General features: G+C 69.7%; 17 protein-coding genes, 2 pseudogenes and 1 riboswitch. Of the genes and pseudogenes, 14 read left to right on the top strand and 5 right to left on the bottom strand.

Annotation, left to right across the window (positions count from 1 at the left end; all coding sequences use genetic code 11):
* Positions 1-245: 245 nt before the first annotated feature.
* Positions 246-764 (bottom strand): MarR family transcriptional regulator, encoded by a 519-nt coding sequence (locus tag AB0D57_RS29630; RefSeq protein ID WP_362079551.1) that lies wholly within the window; start codon positions 762-764, stop codon positions 246-248.
* Between the two features lie 127 nt (positions 765-891).
* Here AB0D57_RS29630 and AB0D57_RS29625 point away from each other — a divergent pair, with 127 nt between their 5' ends.
* Complete coding sequence (locus tag AB0D57_RS29625) at positions 892-1,407, top strand: YceI family protein (RefSeq protein WP_362079548.1); 516 nt, start codon at positions 892-894, stop codon at positions 1,405-1,407.
* An 18-nt stretch (positions 1,408-1,425) separates the two neighbouring features.
* On the opposite strand, the gene AB0D57_RS29620 is transcribed toward AB0D57_RS29625, so the two are convergent.
* Positions 1,426-2,091, bottom strand: a complete 666-nt coding sequence (locus AB0D57_RS29620) for a glutathione S-transferase C-terminal domain-containing protein (protein WP_362079545.1) — start codon at positions 2,089-2,091, stop codon at positions 1,426-1,428.
* Positions 2,092-2,356: 265 nt separating this feature from the next.
* A complete protein-coding gene (locus tag AB0D57_RS29615) occupies positions 2,357-2,422 on the bottom strand; it encodes a putative leader peptide (protein WP_362079578.1) in 66 nt (21 codons plus the stop codon).
* A 38-nt stretch (positions 2,423-2,460) separates the two neighbouring features.
* Positions 2,461-2,607: riboswitch (SAM riboswitch) on the bottom strand.
* A gap of 533 nt (positions 2,608-3,140) precedes the next feature.
* Here AB0D57_RS29615 and AB0D57_RS29610 point away from each other — a divergent pair.
* The 9 genes and pseudogenes from AB0D57_RS29610 (at position 3,141) to AB0D57_RS29570 (ending at position 12,069) form a co-directional block, all read left to right on the top strand.
* The gene (locus AB0D57_RS29610) at positions 3,141-4,130 is read left to right on the top strand and encodes an amino acid ABC transporter permease (protein WP_362079542.1); all 990 of its coding nucleotides are present in this window, start codon (positions 3,141-3,143) and stop codon (positions 4,128-4,130) included.
* On the top strand, positions 4,127-4,894 hold the full coding sequence (locus tag AB0D57_RS29605) for an amino acid ABC transporter ATP-binding protein (protein WP_362079539.1): 768 nt from the start codon (positions 4,127-4,129) through the stop codon (positions 4,892-4,894). Before AB0D57_RS29610 ends, AB0D57_RS29605 begins: the two co-directional genes overlap by 4 nt.
* 84 nt (positions 4,895-4,978) lie before the next feature.
* On the top strand, positions 4,979-6,004 hold the full coding sequence (locus AB0D57_RS29600) for an ABC transporter substrate-binding protein (RefSeq protein ID WP_362079536.1): 1,026 nt from the start codon (positions 4,979-4,981) through the stop codon (positions 6,002-6,004).
* A gap of 55 nt (positions 6,005-6,059) precedes the next feature.
* Complete coding sequence (locus tag AB0D57_RS29595; RefSeq protein WP_362079533.1) at positions 6,060-6,869, top strand: GNAT family N-acetyltransferase; 810 nt, start codon at positions 6,060-6,062, stop codon at positions 6,867-6,869.
* Positions 6,870-6,901: 32 nt separating this feature from the next.
* Complete coding sequence (locus AB0D57_RS29590; protein WP_362079575.1) at positions 6,902-6,991, top strand: putative leader peptide; 90 nt, start codon at positions 6,902-6,904, stop codon at positions 6,989-6,991.
* Positions 6,992-7,130: 139 nt separating this feature from the next.
* Positions 7,131-8,369 (top strand): LLM class flavin-dependent oxidoreductase, encoded by a 1,239-nt coding sequence (locus AB0D57_RS29585; protein ID WP_362079572.1) that lies wholly within the window; start codon positions 7,131-7,133, stop codon positions 8,367-8,369.
* A gap of 17 nt (positions 8,370-8,386) precedes the next feature.
* Entirely contained in the window at positions 8,387-9,775 is a 1,389-nt protein-coding gene (locus tag AB0D57_RS29580) for an NtaA/DmoA family FMN-dependent monooxygenase (protein WP_362079529.1), read from the top strand.
* Positions 9,772-10,929 (top strand): LLM class flavin-dependent oxidoreductase, encoded by a 1,158-nt coding sequence (locus AB0D57_RS29575; protein ID WP_362079526.1) that lies wholly within the window; start codon positions 9,772-9,774, stop codon positions 10,927-10,929. Before AB0D57_RS29580 ends, AB0D57_RS29575 begins: the two co-directional genes overlap by 4 nt.
* A gap of 13 nt (positions 10,930-10,942) precedes the next feature.
* Positions 10,943-12,069 (top strand): annotated as a pseudogene (locus AB0D57_RS29570) (LLM class flavin-dependent oxidoreductase).
* 61 nt (positions 12,070-12,130) lie between these two features.
* On the opposite strand, the pseudogene AB0D57_RS29565 reads toward AB0D57_RS29570, so the two are convergent.
* A pseudogene (locus tag AB0D57_RS29565) lies at positions 12,131-13,108 on the bottom strand (RNA polymerase sigma factor); the annotation flags it as partial.
* Positions 13,109-13,596: 488 nt separating this feature from the next.
* Positions 13,597-14,397, bottom strand: a complete 801-nt coding sequence (locus AB0D57_RS29560) for a CDP-alcohol phosphatidyltransferase family protein (protein WP_362079523.1) — start codon at positions 14,395-14,397, stop codon at positions 13,597-13,599.
* Positions 14,398-14,503: 106 nt separating this feature from the next.
* On the opposite strand from AB0D57_RS29560, the gene AB0D57_RS29555 reads away from it, so the two are divergent.
* The 4 genes from AB0D57_RS29555 to AB0D57_RS29540 all read left to right on the top strand — a co-directional run bounded on the left by AB0D57_RS29555 (position 14,504) and on the right by AB0D57_RS29540 (position 18,196).
* Entirely contained in the window at positions 14,504-15,484 is a 981-nt protein-coding gene (locus AB0D57_RS29555; RefSeq protein WP_362079520.1) for a zinc-binding alcohol dehydrogenase, read from the top strand.
* 137 nt (positions 15,485-15,621) lie between these two features.
* Positions 15,622-16,020: a 6-carboxytetrahydropterin synthase gene (locus AB0D57_RS29550; protein WP_362079569.1), complete on the top strand. Its 399-nt coding sequence runs from the start codon at positions 15,622-15,624 to the stop codon at positions 16,018-16,020.
* Positions 16,017-17,219, top strand: a complete 1,203-nt coding sequence (locus AB0D57_RS29545) for a glycosyltransferase family 4 protein (protein WP_362079517.1) — start codon at positions 16,017-16,019, stop codon at positions 17,217-17,219. Before AB0D57_RS29550 ends, AB0D57_RS29545 begins: the two co-directional genes overlap by 4 nt.
* Positions 17,216-18,196 (top strand): class I SAM-dependent methyltransferase, encoded by a 981-nt coding sequence (locus AB0D57_RS29540; protein ID WP_362079514.1) that lies wholly within the window; start codon positions 17,216-17,218, stop codon positions 18,194-18,196. Before AB0D57_RS29545 ends, AB0D57_RS29540 begins: the two co-directional genes overlap by 4 nt.
* Positions 18,197-18,277 lie beyond the last annotated feature (81 nt).

Raw genomic sequence — 18,277 nt, 5'->3', positions numbered from 1 at the left:
GGCACCTCGCCGCGTTGTCGGAACGTCCGCATACATCCAGTATGCGGACGTCCCTCCGCCTTGCGATGCACCGCATCTGACGCCGCGCGCTGATCCACCAGGGATTACGGGACAGCCCTTGGTGAAAGCGGTCGGCCGCCGCGTCCAACCGGAGTCCGATCGCGACTACGAAGATCGGACTAGGTCGGATTGCGTACGGCCCGGCCGGTCGATGTCCGGGTATTGACGGGCCCCTGGTGAGCGGGTTACTCCGCCTTCCGGGGTCGGTGATCCCCGTCGGGGGCCGGGGTGGGCGGCAACAGCTCGTGCAGCGCTTCGTACCGCTGTGCGCAGGCCGTCTGGGCGATGGCCTGGGAGACGGCGTCGGCCAGGGGGCGCGAGGAATCGCGCAGCAGGGTGCGCGCCTTGTCCGTGAGCGCCACCTCGATACCCCGCCGGTCCCCGCATGCCGAGCGTCTGGTGATCAGACCGGCGTGCTGGAGGCAGGCCACCTGATAGGTCAGCCGCGTCTTGGGGCGGCCCAGCAGCTCCGCGATCTGCGTCATCCGCAGACCGGAGCCGGGCTGGTCCGCGAGCAGGCACAGCACCAGGAATTCGTCGTGCGAGACACCGAGCGCGTCCTTGACTCGTGTGCGCAGCTGCTGCTCGATCGCTCCGGCCGCCGCCAGCAGGCGCATCCAGGCCCGCAGCTCGGCGGGCAGCAGTCCGTCGTCGCCCGTGTGCTCGAGTTCGGGCGGATCGGCGGGGGCGGAAGGGTCGGCCATGGTGTTGCAGTCTACCGGTTGTCCAAATTTGAAGAACGGGCTAGCGTTCAGTCATCCAAATTTGGATGACCTCGGTCGTCCTCCTCGCACTCCTTGTGTACGACCTGTAACCGTCTGGAGAACCCTCATGACCGTCGCCGTAGAAACCGGCCTCTGGCAGCTCGACCCCGCCCGTTCCACCGTCGCCATCAAGCACAAGACGATGTGGGGCATGGTCACCGTCAAGGGCACCATCCCCGGTGTCACCGGAGAGGGCGAGGTCCAGCCCGACGGGACCGCGAGCGGCACCATCACTTTGGACGTCGCGTCCCTGGACACCAAGAACGCCAAGCGCGACACGCACCTCCGCTCCGCCGACCTCTTCGACGCGGACCGGCACCCCACGATCACCTTCGCCGTCCGCGCCACCGCCGTCGGTCAGGACGACACCGTCGAGATCGACGGCCAGTTGACCGTGCGCGGCATCAGCCGTCCACAGTCCGTCACCGCGCGCGTCACCGAGTCCGGCGCCGATGCCGTCACGCTCACCGCGGACTTCACCGTGGACCGTGAGCAGTTCGGCATGGGCTGGAACCAGATGGGCATGATCCGCGGCCTGACCACGGTCACCAGCACGCTCGCCTTCACCCGCGCCAAGGCGTAACCCGCACCTCGACGGGCGTTACGTTTGCCGAGCGTCTGCGCGGGACGGGCGCGTGAACGCCGTGTGGGCGTCGAGCCGTCGTACGTAGGCCTGGAGCCGGTCGTACCCGCAGAGAGCGTCAGGCGCCTCGAGTTGGGCGAGCGCGACCCAGAGGTCGACGTCCGCGGCCGTCAGCGCATCGCCCAACGCGTAGGTGTGCGAGGCGAGTTGCCGGTTCAGCCGGTCCAGCGTCGCCGACAGGACCTCCGGCCGCGCGGTCGAGGTGACATCCCGGTCGAGGAGCTCACGGAAGGCGTCGATGTCGGCGGCGAGGGCCGGTGGGTGCAGCCGAGGGAGGCAGGCGTCCTCGCGGCCGGTCAGGAGTCCGGCGAGGTCGCGCAGGATGTCGGGGGTGTGGTTGCTGACGATGCGTCCGCTCCAACGGTCGCACAATGCGGGTGCGATGAGTGGACCGTCGTAGTGGTGCCATGTGGCCTCGTACGCGCTGCGCAGTGCGGTGAACGGGGCAGGTGTCTGCGAGGTGTCCGTTGATTCCGTGGGGAGCGCCAGCAGCGTCGTGGCGACCGAGTCACGCAGGCCGAGCAGGTCGAGGGTGATCGAGATGCGCAGCGAGCACGGACAGCCCTCGGAGAGGTACAGCTGATAGCGGTGCGGTGCCGGGTAGAAGCCGCCGGCCAGGCCCACGCCGATGCGGCTGCGGATGCGGTGCGGGCGAGGGGACGCGAGGGCGCCCCGAGGATTCGGGGCAACTGAGGCCGCAACGCGCGGGGTTGAGGCGCACGGGCCTGTGGTGCCTGCGATGCCTGCGGTGCCTGCGTGCGAAGTGAGCGAAGCTGTCTCGGGCATGACTCTCCACGGGAACGACGAAGCCCCGGCCGCCTCGTGGGCGGCAGCGGCGGAACGGAGTGACTGCGCTGACGTGCCGGTCCGGATCGTGGGACACGACGGACTAGTAAGCGCTGGAAACCCGCTGCAGGTCGATGTGCAGACGCCTCGTCAGACCGTTCCTGGTCACATTCCCACCGCTCCCGTGTCCGGGGCTCGCGAGAGGCGAGACCACGCTTGCTCCGCCGCTCCGGCGGAACCCGGTCGTCACCCGGGGCACCCCGTCGCGGTGGAAGGGTTGCCTGCCAGCGGGCCGGGGCCGATAACCGCGTCGTACGGGAAACCCCGATACGACGGGCGCTGACAATCGTGACCGTCCCCGTCAGTCTCGGTGCGCTCCGGGGAGTCGTCAAGAAGGCATCCGCGCGGTCTCACGACGTGGTCACGTGGGCCGGTCGGCGTTGACATTCGTTTGACGGCGTGCCTAACTTACGCCGCATTGGACCGGATGCGTTCCGGTGAGCGTGAGGCCCCGCGGGGCGGAATGGTGAGGGTGACCGCGATGTACGCAGCCCCGGGGACGACCGCTTCGCGGCGCCACGGCTGCGCGTCCATGCCCGCGAACCGTCGCCCCGAGCTGCTCCTCGCCGAGGGCGGCCGCGCCGACACCGCATGGTGTTGTACCTGTCGCGGCACCCGCTGTCGCTGTCAGGGCTGACCCAAGTCGCGCCGCTGCCTTTCGCTTTCTTCTTCCTTCTTCTTCCTTCTTCTTCGCTGAGCTCTGAACCGCTGGTGTTCGCCGCTGTCCCGGCGAACTCCCGGTGAGCTTCCCCTCCTTCCCCCCCTCGTATTGGGGCCTGTCTCCCCTGCGCGCGCCCCGGGGGAGTACGAGTCGCCTGGAGCCCTCCATGAGTGAACCCTTGGGCTCTGCCGTGCAGTTGGACACGGCAGAGCCGCCTCCCGCACCTGTGGTCAAGCCGCCGCCAACGACGGAACAGCGAGTGCTGCCGCTGCGCCGGCCCGGCCGCTGGATCGCTTCGGCGATCGTGCTCGTCGTGGTCGCACAGATCGCCCACGGGCTGGCGACGAACCCCTTCTTCCAATGGGACCGATTCTCGTACTGGTTCCTGCGTCCGACGATTCTCGACGGTCTGCTCATCACCCTCGAAGTGGCCGCGTACAGCGCGGTGTTGGGTCTGATCGGCGGCGTCGTGCTCGCCTTGGCCAGGCTCTCCAGGAGTCCGGTGCTGCGGGCGGTGAGCTGGGTCTACATCTGGTTGTTCCGTTCGGTACCGCTGATCGTCGTCCTGCTTTTCCTCTACAACTTCAGTGCGCTCTACCAGACCCTGAGCCTCGGAGTCCCGTTCGGTCCGGCCTTCTTCACCTTCGACGAGTCCCGGCTCGCCACCGACATGGTCGTCGCGGTCGTCGGACTGAGCCTCAACGAGGCGGCGTACGCGGCCGAAGTCGTGCGCGGCGGCATCCTCGCGGTCGACCAGGGCCAGCACGAGGCGGCCTCCTCACTCGGTCTGCCCAAGGGGTACCAGTTCAGGAAGATGGTGTTCCCGCAGGCGCTGCGCTCCATCACCCCGAACTACGTCAACCAGTTGATCGGCCTGATCAAGGGCACCTCGCTGGTCTTCTACGTCTCGCTGCTCGACCTCTTCGGCTCGGTGCAGAGCATGGGCAGCACCTACCCCGGCGACATCGTGCCGCTGCTCCTGGTCGCCACCACCTGGTACCTGATCCTCACGAGCGCCGTGTCCGTCGTCCAGTTCTACGTCGAGCGGTACTACTCGCGGGGCGCCCTGCGCACCTTGCCGCCGACCCCGTTGCAGAAGGTGCGGACCGGTCTGGGCGACCTGCGGGCCCGCGTCCGAAGGGAGACGGCTGCATGACCACCAAGGCACTGGTCGAGGTCCACGACGTGCACAAGTGGTACGGATCTCAACGCGTCCTGGACGGAGTGGAGTTGACCGTGGAGCCCGGAGAGGTCACGGTGATCGTCGGACCGTCGGGCTCCGGCAAGTCCACCCTGCTGCGGGTGATCAATCACCTGGAGAAGCCCGAGATCGGCCATGTCAGCCTGAACGGCGAGCTGATCGGCGTACGCCGGCACGGTGAGCGTCTCAAGGAGCTGAGCGAGCGGGCGATCCTGGCCCAGCGCAGCCGGATCGGCTTCGTCTTCCAGAACTTCAACCTGTTCCCGCATCTGACGGTGCTGGACAACGTGGCCGCCGCTCCGGTGGCCACCGGTCGGCTGAGCAAACCGGAGGCCCGGGAGCTGGCGCTCACCCTGCTGGGCAAGGTGGGTCTGGCCGACAAGACCGCCGCCTATCCACGTCAGTTGTCGGGCGGTCAGCAGCAGCGGGTGGCCATCGCCCGCGCCCTCGCTCTGCGACCCGGAGTCATCCTCTTCGACGAACCCACCTCCGCCCTCGACCCCGAACTGGTCGGCGAGGTACTGGCCGTCATCAAGGACCTGGCCACCAGCGGCACCACCCTCGTCATCGTCACCCACGAGATCGGCTTCGCCCGCGAGGTCGCCGACCGGGTCGTCTTCCTCGACGAAGGACGGATCGTCGAACAGGGCCCGCCCGCCCAGGTGTTGGACCAGCCGAAACACGAGCGGACCAGAGACTTCCTGAGCAAGGTCCTCTGACCCGGCCCCTCGCCTCTCACCTCTCACCCTTCGCTTTTGCCGGTCGCTTCTCACCCCGTCACCGCACCCCGAACAAGGACAGCCATGCGTACCCTCACCCTCCGCAGCAGACTCCTCCGTGGCGTCACCGCCTCCGCCGCCGTCGTCACCCTCGCTACCGGGCTCGCCGCGTGCGGGGGCGACAGCGACGCGGCCACCAGGACGGACAGCGCCTCCGCCGGTACGGTCACCGTGGGCGCGCTGTCCAACGGCGCCGCCCAGCAGACCGACCTCAAGGTCTCCGAGGTCAAGTCCATCAGCGCCGAACTGCCCGAGTCGGTGGCCAAGAGCGGCAAGCTGGTCGTGGGCGTCGGCGCCCTGCCCGCCGGGTTCCCCCCGCTGGCGTACGTGGGTGAAGACCAGAAGACCCTCACCGGCGCCGAACCCGACCTCGGCAGACTGGTCGCCGCGGTGCTCGGGCTGCGGCCCGAGGTCAAGAACTCGACCTGGGACAACCTGTTCGTCGGCATCGACAGCGGCAAGGTCGACGTCGCCTTCTCGAATGTCACCGACACCGAGGAGCGCAAGAAGAAGTACGAGTTCGCCTCCTACCGACAGGACAACCTCGCCTTCGAGGTGCTGAAGAAGAGCAGCTGGAACTTCGACGACGACTACCAGAACCTGGCCGGCAAGACCGTCTCCGTGGGCGCCGGCACCAACCAGGAGAGGATCCTGCTGGAGTGGAAGGCGAAGCTCGCGAAGGAGGGGAAGAAGCTCACAGTCAAGTACTTCCAGGACAACAACAGCGTCTACCTGGCGCTGTCCAGCGGGAAGATCGACGCCTACTTCGGGCCCAACCCCGGCATCTCGTACCACATCACGCAGGTGGCGAAGACGCCCAACCCGACGCGTAACGCGGGCAAGTTCTCCGGTGCGGGCGCGACGCTCCAAGGGCTGATCGCGGCCACCGCGAAGAAGGACAGCGGGCTGGCCGAGCCGGTCGCCGACGCGATCAACTACCTGATCGAGAACGGTCAGTACGCCAAGTGGCTCGCGGCCTGGAACCTCTCCAACGAGGCGGTCAGCACCTCTCAGGTCAACCCGCCCGGGCTGCCGCTCGACAACTCCTGACCGGTTCCCGAAAGCCCTGAAGTCCCTCGTCCCTCCTTGGAGATACGGCACCGCCATGTCCACCTTCGCCCGGCCGACCCCACAGACCCAGGCGGCGGCGCACATCCTGGCCAACGCAGCCTGGGCCGCGCTGACCGGCCCGCACGCCTCCTTCGCCGAGCGTGTCGGACGCGCCGCCCGCTACCCTCCGGACGTCTCCCCGTTCGCCGCCCTCGCCGACCCGGCCGACCCGCGTGCCTGGGAGAACCTGGCCGCGCTGGTCGGCCCGGGGACCGTCACACCGGTGTCGGGGGCACCGACCGCTCCCGACGGCTGGGAGACGGTGCAGCACGGCCAGGGCGTGCAACTGGTCGACGCGGGGCTGCGGGCCGAGCCCGACCCCGAGGCGGTGCGGCTCGGACCCGACGACGTACCCGAGATCCTGGACCTGATCGCCCTGACCCAGCCCGGTCCCTTCCTGCCCCGTACCGTCGAACTCGGCACCTACCTGGGCATCCGGCACCGCGGCCGCCTGATCGCCATGGCGGGCGAACGTCTGCGCCCGCCCGGCTGGACGGAGATCAGCGCGGTCTGCACCGATCCTGACCACCGCGGCAGGGGCCTGGCCACCCGGCTGGTCCGCGCGATCGCGGCCGGCATCAGGGAGCGCGGAGACACGCCCTTCCTCCATGCCTCCGCGGCGAACACCGGCGCGATCCGGCTCTACGAGTCGATCGGCTTCACCCTGCGCCGCCGCACGAGCTTCCTGCTGGTGCGAACTCCGGGCGCGGAGCCGGAACAGACGGCGCGGGCGGGCCGTTGTGATGGAGAGGACACCATGATGTCGGCGCGGCCCGAGCCCGCCGGGACGGAAGGGCGGAGGTGACGGACGTGCCAGCTGTGTCCGGTCTCCGCGTCATGGTGCTCGTTCCACGCCGCCGTGTGCACCTGTACTCCCGGCCGCACATAGATCTGCAGCGTGTCGCCGGCGCGCTCTGTCGTCCCTGACCTGTCACCCCGCCGCCGCGCCCTCTGTTGCGAGGGCGGGCGCTCTCGTACGGTCGATCAGGAAGGCACCCCTTTCGTGTCCTCGTCATCATCTTCGCTGCCCTCTTCCGCGCCCACTCCCTCCCCTTCCCCCACCACCCTGCACCTCGCCGTCGCGCTCGACGGCGCGGGCTGGCACCCGGCCGCCTGGCGCGAGCCGGTGGCCCGTCCCCGGGATCTGCTCACCGCCTCGTACTGGACGGACCTGATCACGGAGGCCGAGCGCGGCCTGCTCGACTTCGTGACCATCGAGGACGCCCTCGGACTCCAGTCCTCTCACTTCACCGAACCCGACGGCCGCACCGACCAGGTACGCGGGCGTCTGGACGCCGTCCTCATCGCCGCCCGCGTCGCGCCGCTGACCAGCCACATAGGACTGGTGCCGACCGTGGTGGCCACCCACACGGAGCCGTTCCACATCTCCAAGGCGATCGCCACCCTCGACTATGTGAGCACGGGACGCGCGGGCGTACGGGTGCAGGTGTCCGCCCGCGGATACGAGGCCGCGCACTTCGGCCGCCGCACCTTTCCTCGCTTCCGCATCGAGGACCTGGACAGCCCGGCCCTGCGGGAGCTGACCGACGACCTCTTCGACGAGGCCGCCGACCATGTCGAAGCGGTGCGCCGGCTGTGGGACAGCTGGGAGGACGACGCGGAGATCCGGGACGTCGCCACCGGCCGCTTCGTCGACCGCGACAAGCTGCACTACATCGACTTCGAGGGCAAGCACTTCAGCGTCAAGGGCCCCTCGATCACGCCCCGGCCGCCGCAGGGCCAGCCGCTCGTCAGCGCGCTCGGTCACGAGACCGCGACGGGCGCGCCGTTCCGACTGCTGGGCCGCTCCACCGACATCGGTTACGTCACTCCGCACGACGTCGAGCAAGCGCGCGCCATCGTCGCCACGGTCCGCTCCGAGCACCACGCCGCGGGACGCGCCGACGAACCCCTCCACCTCTTCGGCGACCTCGTGGTGTTCCTGGACGACGACCCCGCCACCGCCGCGGCCCGCCGCGAGCGACTCGACTCCCTCGCGGGCTACCCGTACACCAGCGACGCGCGGATCTTCACCGGCACACCCGCACAACTGGCCGACCTGCTCCAGGAGTTGCAGTCGTCCGGACTGTCCGGCTTCAGGCTGCGCCCCGCCGTGGTCGGCCACGACCTGCCGGCGATCACCCAGGGCCTGGTCCCGGAGCTCCAGCGCCGCGGCGCCTTCCGGCAGTCGTACGAGGCCGACACCCTGCGCGGACTGCTCGGACTCTCCCGCCCCGCCAACCGCTACTCCCCCAGGCTCTCGGCTTCGCTCGAGCCCGGGGGGACCCCCATCGCCACCGCCTGAGCCGGAGGGACCCACTCATGAGCACGTCACAGGACAAGCCCCTCAAGCAGATCCACCTCGCGGCGCACTTCCCCGGCGTCAACAACACCACCGTATGGAGCGACCCCGAGGCCGGCAGCCACATCGAGTTCAGCTCCTTCGCGCACTTCGCGCGGACCGCCGAGCGCGCCAAGTTCGACTTCCTGTTCCTCGCCGAGGGGCTGCGTCTGCGAGAACAGGGCGGCGAGATCTACGACTTGGATGTCGTCGGACGCCCGGACACCTTCACCGTCCTCACCGCGCTCGCCGCCGTCACCGAGCACCTCGGCCTCACCGGCACCATCAACTCCACCTTCAACGAGCCCTATGAAGTGGCCCGTCAGTTCGCCAGCCTCGACCACCTCTCCGGCGGACGCGCCGCCTGGAACGTCGTCACCTCCTGGGACGCCTTCACCGGCGAGAACTTCCGCCGCGGCGGCTTCCTCCCGCAGGATCAGCGCTACTCCCGGGCCAAGGAGTTCCTGACCACGGCGAACGAACTCTTCGATTCCTGGCATGGGGACGAGATCGTCGCCGACCGGGAGACCGGCACCTTCCTGCGCGACGCCAAGGCCGGGGCCTTCGTGCACCAGGGCCAACACTTCGACATCCAGGGGCAGTTCAACGTTCCCCGCAGCCCGCAGGGCCGCCCGGTGATCTTCCAGGCGGGCGACTCCGAGGAAGGCCGCGAGTTCGCCGCCGCGGGCGCCGACGCGATCTTCAGCAGGTACGCCACCCTCAAGGAAGGCCAGGCGTTCTACACCGACGTCAAGGGCCGACTCGCCCGGTACGGCCGTGCCCGCGACCAACTGCTGATCCTGCCCGCCGCGACCTTCGTCCTCGGCGACACGGACGCCGAGGCGGAGGAACTGTCCCGCGAGGTGCGCCGCCTGCAGGTCAGTGGTGCCACCGCGATCAAGCACCTGGAGTTCGTCTGGAACCGGGACCTGTCCGCGTACGACCCGGACGGCCCGCTTCCCGACATCGATCCGGACCTCGGCGAGCACACCATCGCGCGCGGCCGCGCCCAGGTGCGGATGTACCGCGACCCGCTGGCCACTGCCCGCGAGTGGCGGGAACTCGCGGCCGCGAACAAGTGGTCCATCCGCGACCTGGTCATCGAGACCGGCAATCGCCAGTCCTTCATAGGCTCCCCGGCCACCGTCGCCGCGACCATCAACGACTTCGTGCAGGCCGACGCCTCCGACGGCTTCATCCTTGTCCCGCACATCACCCCCGGCGGGCTCGACACCTTCGCGGACACGGTGGTTCCACTGCTCCAGGAGCGCGGGGTGTTCCGTACGGAGTACGAGGGCACCACCCTGCGTGACCATCTGGGCCTCGCGCACCCCGACGCCGAGGCGCCGGCCGAGCGGGCCGCCTCGTGAAGTTCCTGGCCATCACGCTGATCGTGCATGCCCCGGATCCGGTGACCGGCGTAAAGAAGCCGACCCAAGACCGATTCCGCGAGGTGATCGACAACGCGCTGCTGGCCGAGGAACTGGGCTTCGACGGCTTCGGCGTGGGGGAGCGGCACGAGCGGCCGCTCATCTCCTCCTCGCCGCCGGTCGTCCTCAGTCACCTCGCCGCACTCACCTCCCGGATCCGGTTGTTCACCGCGGTCACCACGCTCAGCCTGCTCGATCCGGTACGCGCGTACGAGGACTACGCGACTTTGGACCATCTCTCCGGCGGGCGCCTAGAGTTGATCATCGGAAAGGGCAACGGCGCCGCGCAGCGGGACCTGTTCCATGTCACGCCCGAGGACCAGTGGGATCGCAACGCCGAGAGCTATGAGGTGTTCCGGCAGCTCTGGCGGCGGGACAGGGTGAGCGCCGCGACGCGCTTCCGTCCGGAGCTCCACGACGCGGAGGTATGGCCGAGACCCCTCCAACAGCCCATCCGGGTGTGGCACGGCAGTGCGACGAGCGAGGAATCCGTGGATCTCGCCGCCCGCTACGGCGATCCGCTCTTCTCCGCCAACGTCACCAACCCCATCGAGCCGTATGCCGAGTTGATTCGCTACTACCGCGAGCGTTGGGAGTACTACGGTCACGACCCGGCCGACATCGCGGTGGGCGCGGGGACCGCGGGCGTCTACGCGGCTCGGACCTCGCAGGAGGCGCTCGCCGCGTACCGGCCGGTGTTCGAAGGGAACGTGGCGTTCCAGAAGCGACTGGGCCTGGAGCCGGTCTTCTCGACTCTGGAGGACTTCGTCGAGCGGAGCTCGGCGCTGATCGGCAGCCCACAGCAGATCATCGACAAGGTGCACCGCTACCACGAGCGGTTCGGGCACACGGTGCTGCATCTGCACGGGGACGCGGGCGGACTGACCGACATCCAGCACCGTGACTCGCTGGAGCGCTTCCAGGCCGAGGTGGCCCCGGTACTTCGGCGGGACATCCCGGATCCGCCGTTCCCCTGGGCACCGGTGTTCACCACGTCCGAGCCGTCGCCCGAGCCGTCGCCCGAGCCGTCTTCCGAGCCGTCGCCCGGGTCGGCACCCTCGCCGGCACCCGCGCCCGTCCCCATCGACCGCTGAGGAGTCTCACCCCATGTCCGACATCCCCCTCGGCGTTCTCGACCTCGTCCCGATCTCCTCCGGTTCCACGGCGGCCGAGGCCCTGCGCAACTCCATCGACCTGGCCCGGCGGGCCGAGCGATGGGGATACGCCCGCTACTGGTTCGCCGAGCACCATCTCAACCCAGGGGTGGCCGGCACCTCACCCGCGGTGGTGCTGGCCCTGACCGCCTCCGCCACCTCCACGATCCGGCTCGGTTCCGGGGCCGTGCAGCTCGGCCACCGCACGGCGCTCTCCACGGTGGAGGAGTTCGGCCTGATCGACGCTCTGCACCCCGGCCGCCTCGACCTGGGCCTCGGCCGCTCCGGCGGACGCCCGCCGGGACAGCCCGCGGCTCCGTTGCCGACCGCGACCCCCGTGGTCGACGGCCGCGCTCCGAACGGCCTGCGCATCCCGCACCGGTTCTCCTTCGAGCACCTGCTCGGCTCTCCCCGGGTCGCCCTCCAGCGCACGCTGCTCCAGCAGCCGCAAGCCCAGTCGCAGGACTACGGCGAGCAGATCGACGACATCCTCGCGCTGCTCGCGGGGACGTACCGGTCGGCGGACGGCGTCGAGGCGCATGTCGTCCCGGGCGAGGGCGCCGACGTAGAGGTGTGGATCCTGGGCAGCAGCGGCGGGCAGAGTGCCGAAGTCGCGGGTCGAAGCGGTCTGCGGTTCGCGGCGAACTACCACGTCAGCCCGGCGACGGTGCTGGAGGCGGCGGAGGGGTACCGCGCGGCTTTCCGGCCGTCCGACGTCCTGGAGAAGCCTTATGGTCAGCGTGTCGGCCAGTGGTCGTCGCGGAGGACGACGAGACCGCCCGTGAGCTCGCCACCGGCTACGGACTGTGGGTCCGCAGCATTCGCACGGCCGAGGGCGCCATCGAGTTCCCCACTCCCGCGCAGGCCCGCGCCCATGTCTGGAGCGACGGGGACCAGGCGCTGGTCGAGGACCGCGTCCAGACCCAGTTCGTGGGCTCCCCGGGACGCGTCGCCGACCAGCTGGAGCAGCTCCGGGAAGCGACCGGCGCCGACGAGTTGCTGATCACCACCATCACGCACGCCCATGCCGACCGGGTGCGGTCGTACGAACTGCTGGCAAAGGAATGGCGACGCCGATGAGAAAGCCGAAGAGAAAGTCGATGGGAAAGTCGATGGGAAAGCCGATCAAAACGGACGGGGATCAGCTGACGTCGAGGTAGTCCCGAAGCGCCTGGGAGCGTGAGGGGTGGCGCAGCTTGGACATCGTCTTGGACTCGATCTGACGGATGCGCTCGCGGGTCACTCCGTACACCTGGCCGATCTCCTCCAGTGTCCTTGCCTGTCCGTCCACGAGGCCGTAGCGCAGGGTGATGATCCCGGCCTCGCGGGCGGTCATGTTGGCGAGGACGTCCTGGATGGCGTCCTTCAGCAGCAGGAACGTGACCATGTCCGACGGGGAGACCGTCTCGCTGTCCTCCAGCACATCGCCGAGTTCGGTGCGGCCGTCCTCGCCCAGTGGCATGTGCAGCGAGACGGGTTCCTTGGTGTATCCGTCGATCTCGGTGATTCTCTCCACGGGCAGATCCAGCTTGTCCGCCAGCTGCTCCGGCGTGGGATCGGTCCCGGTGTCCTGGATCATTTCCCGGCGGACCTTGGCCATTCTGTTGATGACCTCCACCATGTGGACGGGAATGCGGATGGTCCGGCTCTGGTCGGCCAGCGCCCGCGAAATCGCCTGTCGGATCCACCAGGTCGCATAGGTCGAGAACTTGAAACCTTTGGCGTAGTCGAATTTCTCCACCGCGCGGATCAGGCCCGTATTGCCCTCCTGGATCAGATCCAGGAACAGCATCCCGTGCCTGCTGTAGCGCTTGGCGATGGAGACGACCAGCCGCAGGTTCGCCTCGACGAGATGGGATTTCGCCAGCTGTCCGTCCGCCGCGAGGAGCTCCAACTCCCGCCGGAATTCCGGGGTCGGGCCCGGATCCTCCTCGATCTTGTGCTCGGCGAACAGGCCCGCCTCGATCCGCTTCGCCAGCTCCACCTCCTGCTCGGCACTGAGGAGGGAGACCCGGGCGATCTGCTTGAGGTAGTCCCGTACTTGATCGACCGTCGCGCCGCCCGAGGTGAGCCGAGCGCTGGGCGCGTCCTCGTCCTCCTCCGGATACGGAGCGGGTGCAGGCGGCTCTTGTTCCCAGGTTTGGGTGTCCGTCTCCATGGCACTCAACTCCTCTCCGGAAGCGTTCGAAGGAACTGCCCGGTGCGGGAGCGCGGAGGCAGCCACCTGTCCGGGGGCGCCCTCGGCGAAGAAGTCCAGGCTCTCCTCGATGGTTGTGCTCAGGACGTCGGCTATGGACTTGTCTTTGAAGTGTACTTCGAGGGTCTCGCGGTTGTACTGCTTACCCGAACCCGATTCACCGGTGAGAACGAGGAGCGCGTCCCGGGGCAACGTCACCGAGATGTCACGGAGATTGTGCCGACGGGCGCCTTTGATGACGAGACGGTCTTTCACACATCCGGACCCTGACGCGCCGTAGAGTGCGGTGCTGCCGAATCGTTATCAACTGTCTGACCGTCAGCCCGCGGCTTCCGGCCGGTCAGTGGCGGCTGCGATGCGCATCCGACCTGGAAGAGCCGCCGGCAGCTCCGCTTCACCGCGCTTCCGCTTCACCGTGCTTCGACGAGCTCGCGGGAGTCGTGGCGCTGCTCGGCGGCCTCGGCGGCCTCGTGGGCCCCACGGGCGGCACGGGTTTCGTGGGCGTGGGTGCGCCACAGCCAGGTGATGTCGCGACCGAACGACCAGACGAGCGAGGCGAGCGCCAGGAACACCGTCGCGGCGTTCGCCAGGTGCGGCAGTACCCCGGCGCCCGCGACGAGCAGCGCGACTCCCTGCACGGCTGCCACCGTCTTGCGCGCCATGCTGTGCGGCAGCGAGGCGTTCAGCCAGGGCAGGAACCGGGCCGCCACCACGAAGGCGTAGCGCATGGTGCCGATGAGCAGTACCCAGGGGCCGAGTGACATGGAGACGTACACGCTGAGCACCAGGATCAGGAACGCGTCGACCTCCATGTCGAAGCGGGCGCCCAGCGCGGTGGACGTTCCGGTGCGCCGGGCCACCTTGCCGTCGACCCCGTCCAGGATCAGGGCGACCGCCGTCAGACCGACGAGCAGGGTCACCGGGGGCGAGCTCTGGAAGGAGTCCGCGACCAGCGCGGTGACGCCGCCGACCAGGATCGCCCGGCCGAGGGTCACACGGTTGGCCGGCCCGAAGGAGCGGGGCCGCGAGCGGCGCAGGGCGCGGGTCAGTACCGCCCAGGTGGCGAGCGCGAAGGCCAGGCCGGTCAGCCAGCCCGCAGGCCCCATCCCGATCGCCGTGCCCAGCAGAGCCAGCACCAGGAGCTGAAGACCCGCTCCTACTGTGGTCTCCTGCGCCAGGAGCCTCGCGTCGTAAGTGTTGTTCAGGGCCACCGCACATCCTCCGGCCAGATGACAGAGTCGATCACCGCCGCGTACAGTGCGCGGCTTGTCACCGGTCCGTACGTGAAGATCTGCTGATTCGTTCAGGGGGACGTTCATGGAACTCTCAGCTCGCGCCTTCTGGCTCCGGTCGCCGGGGCACGGTGAGATACGCGAGATCGCGCTGCCGGCGCCCACCGAGGGGGAGGTGCTGGTGCGCGCCCTCTACTCCGGGGTGAGTCGGGGAACCGAGACCCTCGTCTTCCGAGGCGGCGTACCGGAAAGTCAGCATGCCTCGATGCGTGCACCGTTCCAGGACGGCGAATTCCCCGCACCCGTGAAGTACGGCTATCTCAGTGTCGGCCGGGTGGAGGAAGGGCCGGCGGAACTGCTCGGGCGGACCGTCTTCTGTCTCTATCCGCACCAGACGCGGTACGTCGTCCCGGTGAGCGCCGTGACCGTCGTACCGGAGTCCGTCCCCGCCGCCCGCGCCGTCCTCGCCGGGACCGTGGAGACCGCGGTGAACGCCCTGTGGGACGCCGCGCCACTGGTCGGCGACCGGATCGCCGTCGTGGGCGGCGGAATGGTCGGCTGCTCCGTGGCCGCGCTCCTCGCTCGCTTCCCCGGCGTACGGGTCCAGCTCGTCGACGCCGATCCCGCGCGCGGTGAGATCGCCCGCGCCCTCGGCGTCGACTTCGCGCTCCCTGAGGACGCCGCGGACGAATGCGACCTCGTCGTGCACGCCAGCGCCACCGAAGCGGGGCTCACGCGGTCCCTGGAACTCCTCGCCCAGGAGGGGACCGTGCTCGAACTGAGCTGGTACGGCGACCGGCGCGTCAGCCTGCCGCTGGGGGAGGCCTTCCACTCACGGCGGCTGCAGATCCGCAGCAGCCAGGTGGGTTCCGTTTCCCCGGCGCGGCGGGCGAGCCGGACGTACGCCGACCGGCTCGCGCTCGCCCTCGAACTGCTCGCCGATCCCGCCTTCGACGCGCTGGTCACCGGCGAATGCGGCTTCGAGGAGTTGCCCGACGTGATGGCGAAGCTCGCCTCCGGATCGATACCCGGGATGTGCCATCGCGTCGTCTATGACGACGTGTGAGCACGCAACAACCTGCCTGACCTCTGAAGACTCCAAAGAAAGGGGAACGGGCAGCTGAACAAGGAGAACGGGGCAGCCGTACTAGACGGCGTGGTCCCGGCAGGGGATCAGACGTGCCGCACCTGGAGGGTCGTCCGTTGTTCAGCATCACCGTCCGCGATCACCTCATGATCGCTCACAGCTTCCGTGGCGAGGTCTTCGGACCCGCGCAGCGCCTGCACGGGGCGACGTTTCTGGTGGACGCCACGTTTCGCCGCGCCGAGCTGGACGACGACAACATCGTCGTCGACATCGGACTGGCCACGCAGGAACTCGGCGCCGTCGTGAGCGCGTTGAACTACCGCAATCTCGACAACGAGCCGGACTTCAAGAACACCAACACATCGACGGAGTACCTGGCCAAGGTCATCGCCGACCGCCTGGCCGACCGCGTGCACGCCGGGGCACTGGGCGAGGGCGCGCACGGCCTCGCGGGCATCACGGTCACCCTGCACGAGTCGCACATCGCCTGGGCGAGTTACGAGCGTGCGCTGTGACCGACACGACCATCGACCAGGCGTCCCCGAGCAGCGACCGGGCTTCCCTGAACTACGTGCCCGTTCAGCATGCGGCTCTCAAGAACGCCGCGATCATCCCCATGTCCCTGCGCCTGGTGCACTTCGTCATGCCCGGCGGCGTCGACGACCCGACCGCGCCGAGCGGCGGCAACGCCTACGACCGGCGGCTCTGCCTGGACCTGCCCGGCTTCGGCTGGCAGGTCCACCGGCACACCGTCGCGGGCGACTGGCCGCGACCGGCAGCCGACGCCCGTGCGGAACTCGCCCGTACGCTCCGTGAGTTGCCCGACGACACGACCGTCCTCCTCGACGGGCTCGTCGCCTGCGGAGTCCCCGAGATCATCGTCCCCGAGGCCGAACGGCTGCGCCTGGCCGTCCTGGTACACCTGCCGCTCGGTGACGAGACGGGGCTCGCGCCCGAGACGGCCGCCGAGCTGGACGCCCGGGAACGTACGACGCTGCGGGCCGTGTCGGCCGTCGTGGCCACCAGCGACTGGGCGGTGCGGCGGCTCGTGGCCCACCACGGGCTCGCGCCCGACCAGGTCCATCTCGCCACGCCAGGCGCCGACATCGCACCGCTCGCTTCCGGCACCGACGGCGTCTCACGGCTGCTGTGCGTCGCCGCGGTCACCCCGCGCAAGGGCCAGCACCGGCTGATCGAGGCCCTCGCCACCGTCACCGATCTGCCCTGGAGCTGCGTCTGCGTCGGCGGACTCGGCCAGGATCCGGCGTACGTCGACCAACTCCGCGCACTGATCGAGAAGCACGGCCTCGGAGACCGGCTGCACCTCGCCGGACCGCAGGCGGGCGCCGAGCTCGACGCGAGCTACGCCGCGGCGGACCTCATGGTCCTCACGTCCTATGCCGAGACGTACGGCATGGCCGTCACCGAGGCGCTCGCGCGCGGTATTCCCGTGCTGGCGACGGACGTCGGCGGGCTCCCGGAAGCGGTCGGGCGGGCGCCCGACGGCGGGGTGCCCGGCATCCTCGTACCACCGGAGAATCCGGCCGCCCTCGCCGTGGAACTGCGCGGCTGGTTCGGCGAGGCCGATGTGCGCCGCCGGCTGAAGGCGGCCGCGCGTGGACGCCGCGCCGCGCTGGACGGCTGGGCGACCACCGCCCGGAGCCTTGCCGGTGTGCTGGGACGGCTTCCGCAGGAACCCCGGAGGGCGGCATGAGTATGACGGCGACTCCGTCGGGGGTTCCGGAACAGGACGCGAACGTGGTTGCGTCCGGTGTGTTGCCGGGTGCGGGTGTGGGTGCGGGTGTGACGGCCGGGGCGCCGGGGGTTCCGGGGCAACGCGCGGGCGCGCCCGACGACGACGTGCCCCGTTACGCCCCCCAGTGGCTCCAGTTGCGCGAGGGCCCGGACGCCGCGGCGCGGGCGCCCGAGCTGCTCGACCCGCTGCGCATCCGTCTGGCGAACCGGCCCGGGCGGGGCGGTGACCTGGTCATTCACGACCTCGGCTGCGGAACCGGCTCCATGGGCCGCTGGCTCGCCCCGCGTCTCGACGGCGCCCAACACTGGATCCTGCACGACCGGGACCCCTATCTGCTGCACTTCGCGACCGTGGGAGCGCCCCGCGCGGCCGCCGACGGCAGCCGGGTCGATGTCACCACACAGCGCGGTGACATCGGCCGACTGACCGCGGACGCCCTGACCGGGGCCTCGCTGGTGACGGCGTCCGCCCTGCTGGACGTCCTCACCCTCGAGGAGATCGACCGGCTCGCGGCGGCCTGCGCGGGCGCCGGAGTCCCGGCCCTGCTCACGCTCTCCGTCGTGGGACGCGTCGAGTTCGCGCCGGCCGACCCGCGGGACGCCGAGTTCGCCGAGGCGTTCAACGCGCACCAGCGGCGCGGTGAACTACTCGGCCCCGACGCCATCACCGCGGCCTGTGAGGCCTTCGACCGGCACGGCGCGACGGTACGGGTACATCCGAGCCCCTGGCGGCTCGGCCCCGACGATGCCGCGCTCACGCAGGAGTGGCTGCGCGGCTGGGTCGGCGCGGCCGTCGAGCAGCGACCCGAGCTGGCGGCGCGTGCGGAGTCGTATCTGCAGTCCCGGCTGGCGGCCTGCGCCGCGGGCGAGTTGCGGGCGGTGGTGCACCACAGCGACCTGCTGGCGCTGCCCCGGCCGACGGATGGTGCGGCGTGAGCACGGGGGTGGAGACGGCGGAGGCGACCATCGGTGCGGTCCGCACCCGCACAGACGGTACGAGCGCGGGCGCCGTCCGCA

Source organism: Streptomyces sp. NPDC048275 (assembly GCF_040652275.1).
Classification (GTDB): Bacteria; Actinomycetota; Actinomycetes; order Streptomycetales; family Streptomycetaceae; genus Streptomyces.
This window is presented reverse-complemented; position numbering and strand designations above follow the sequence as displayed.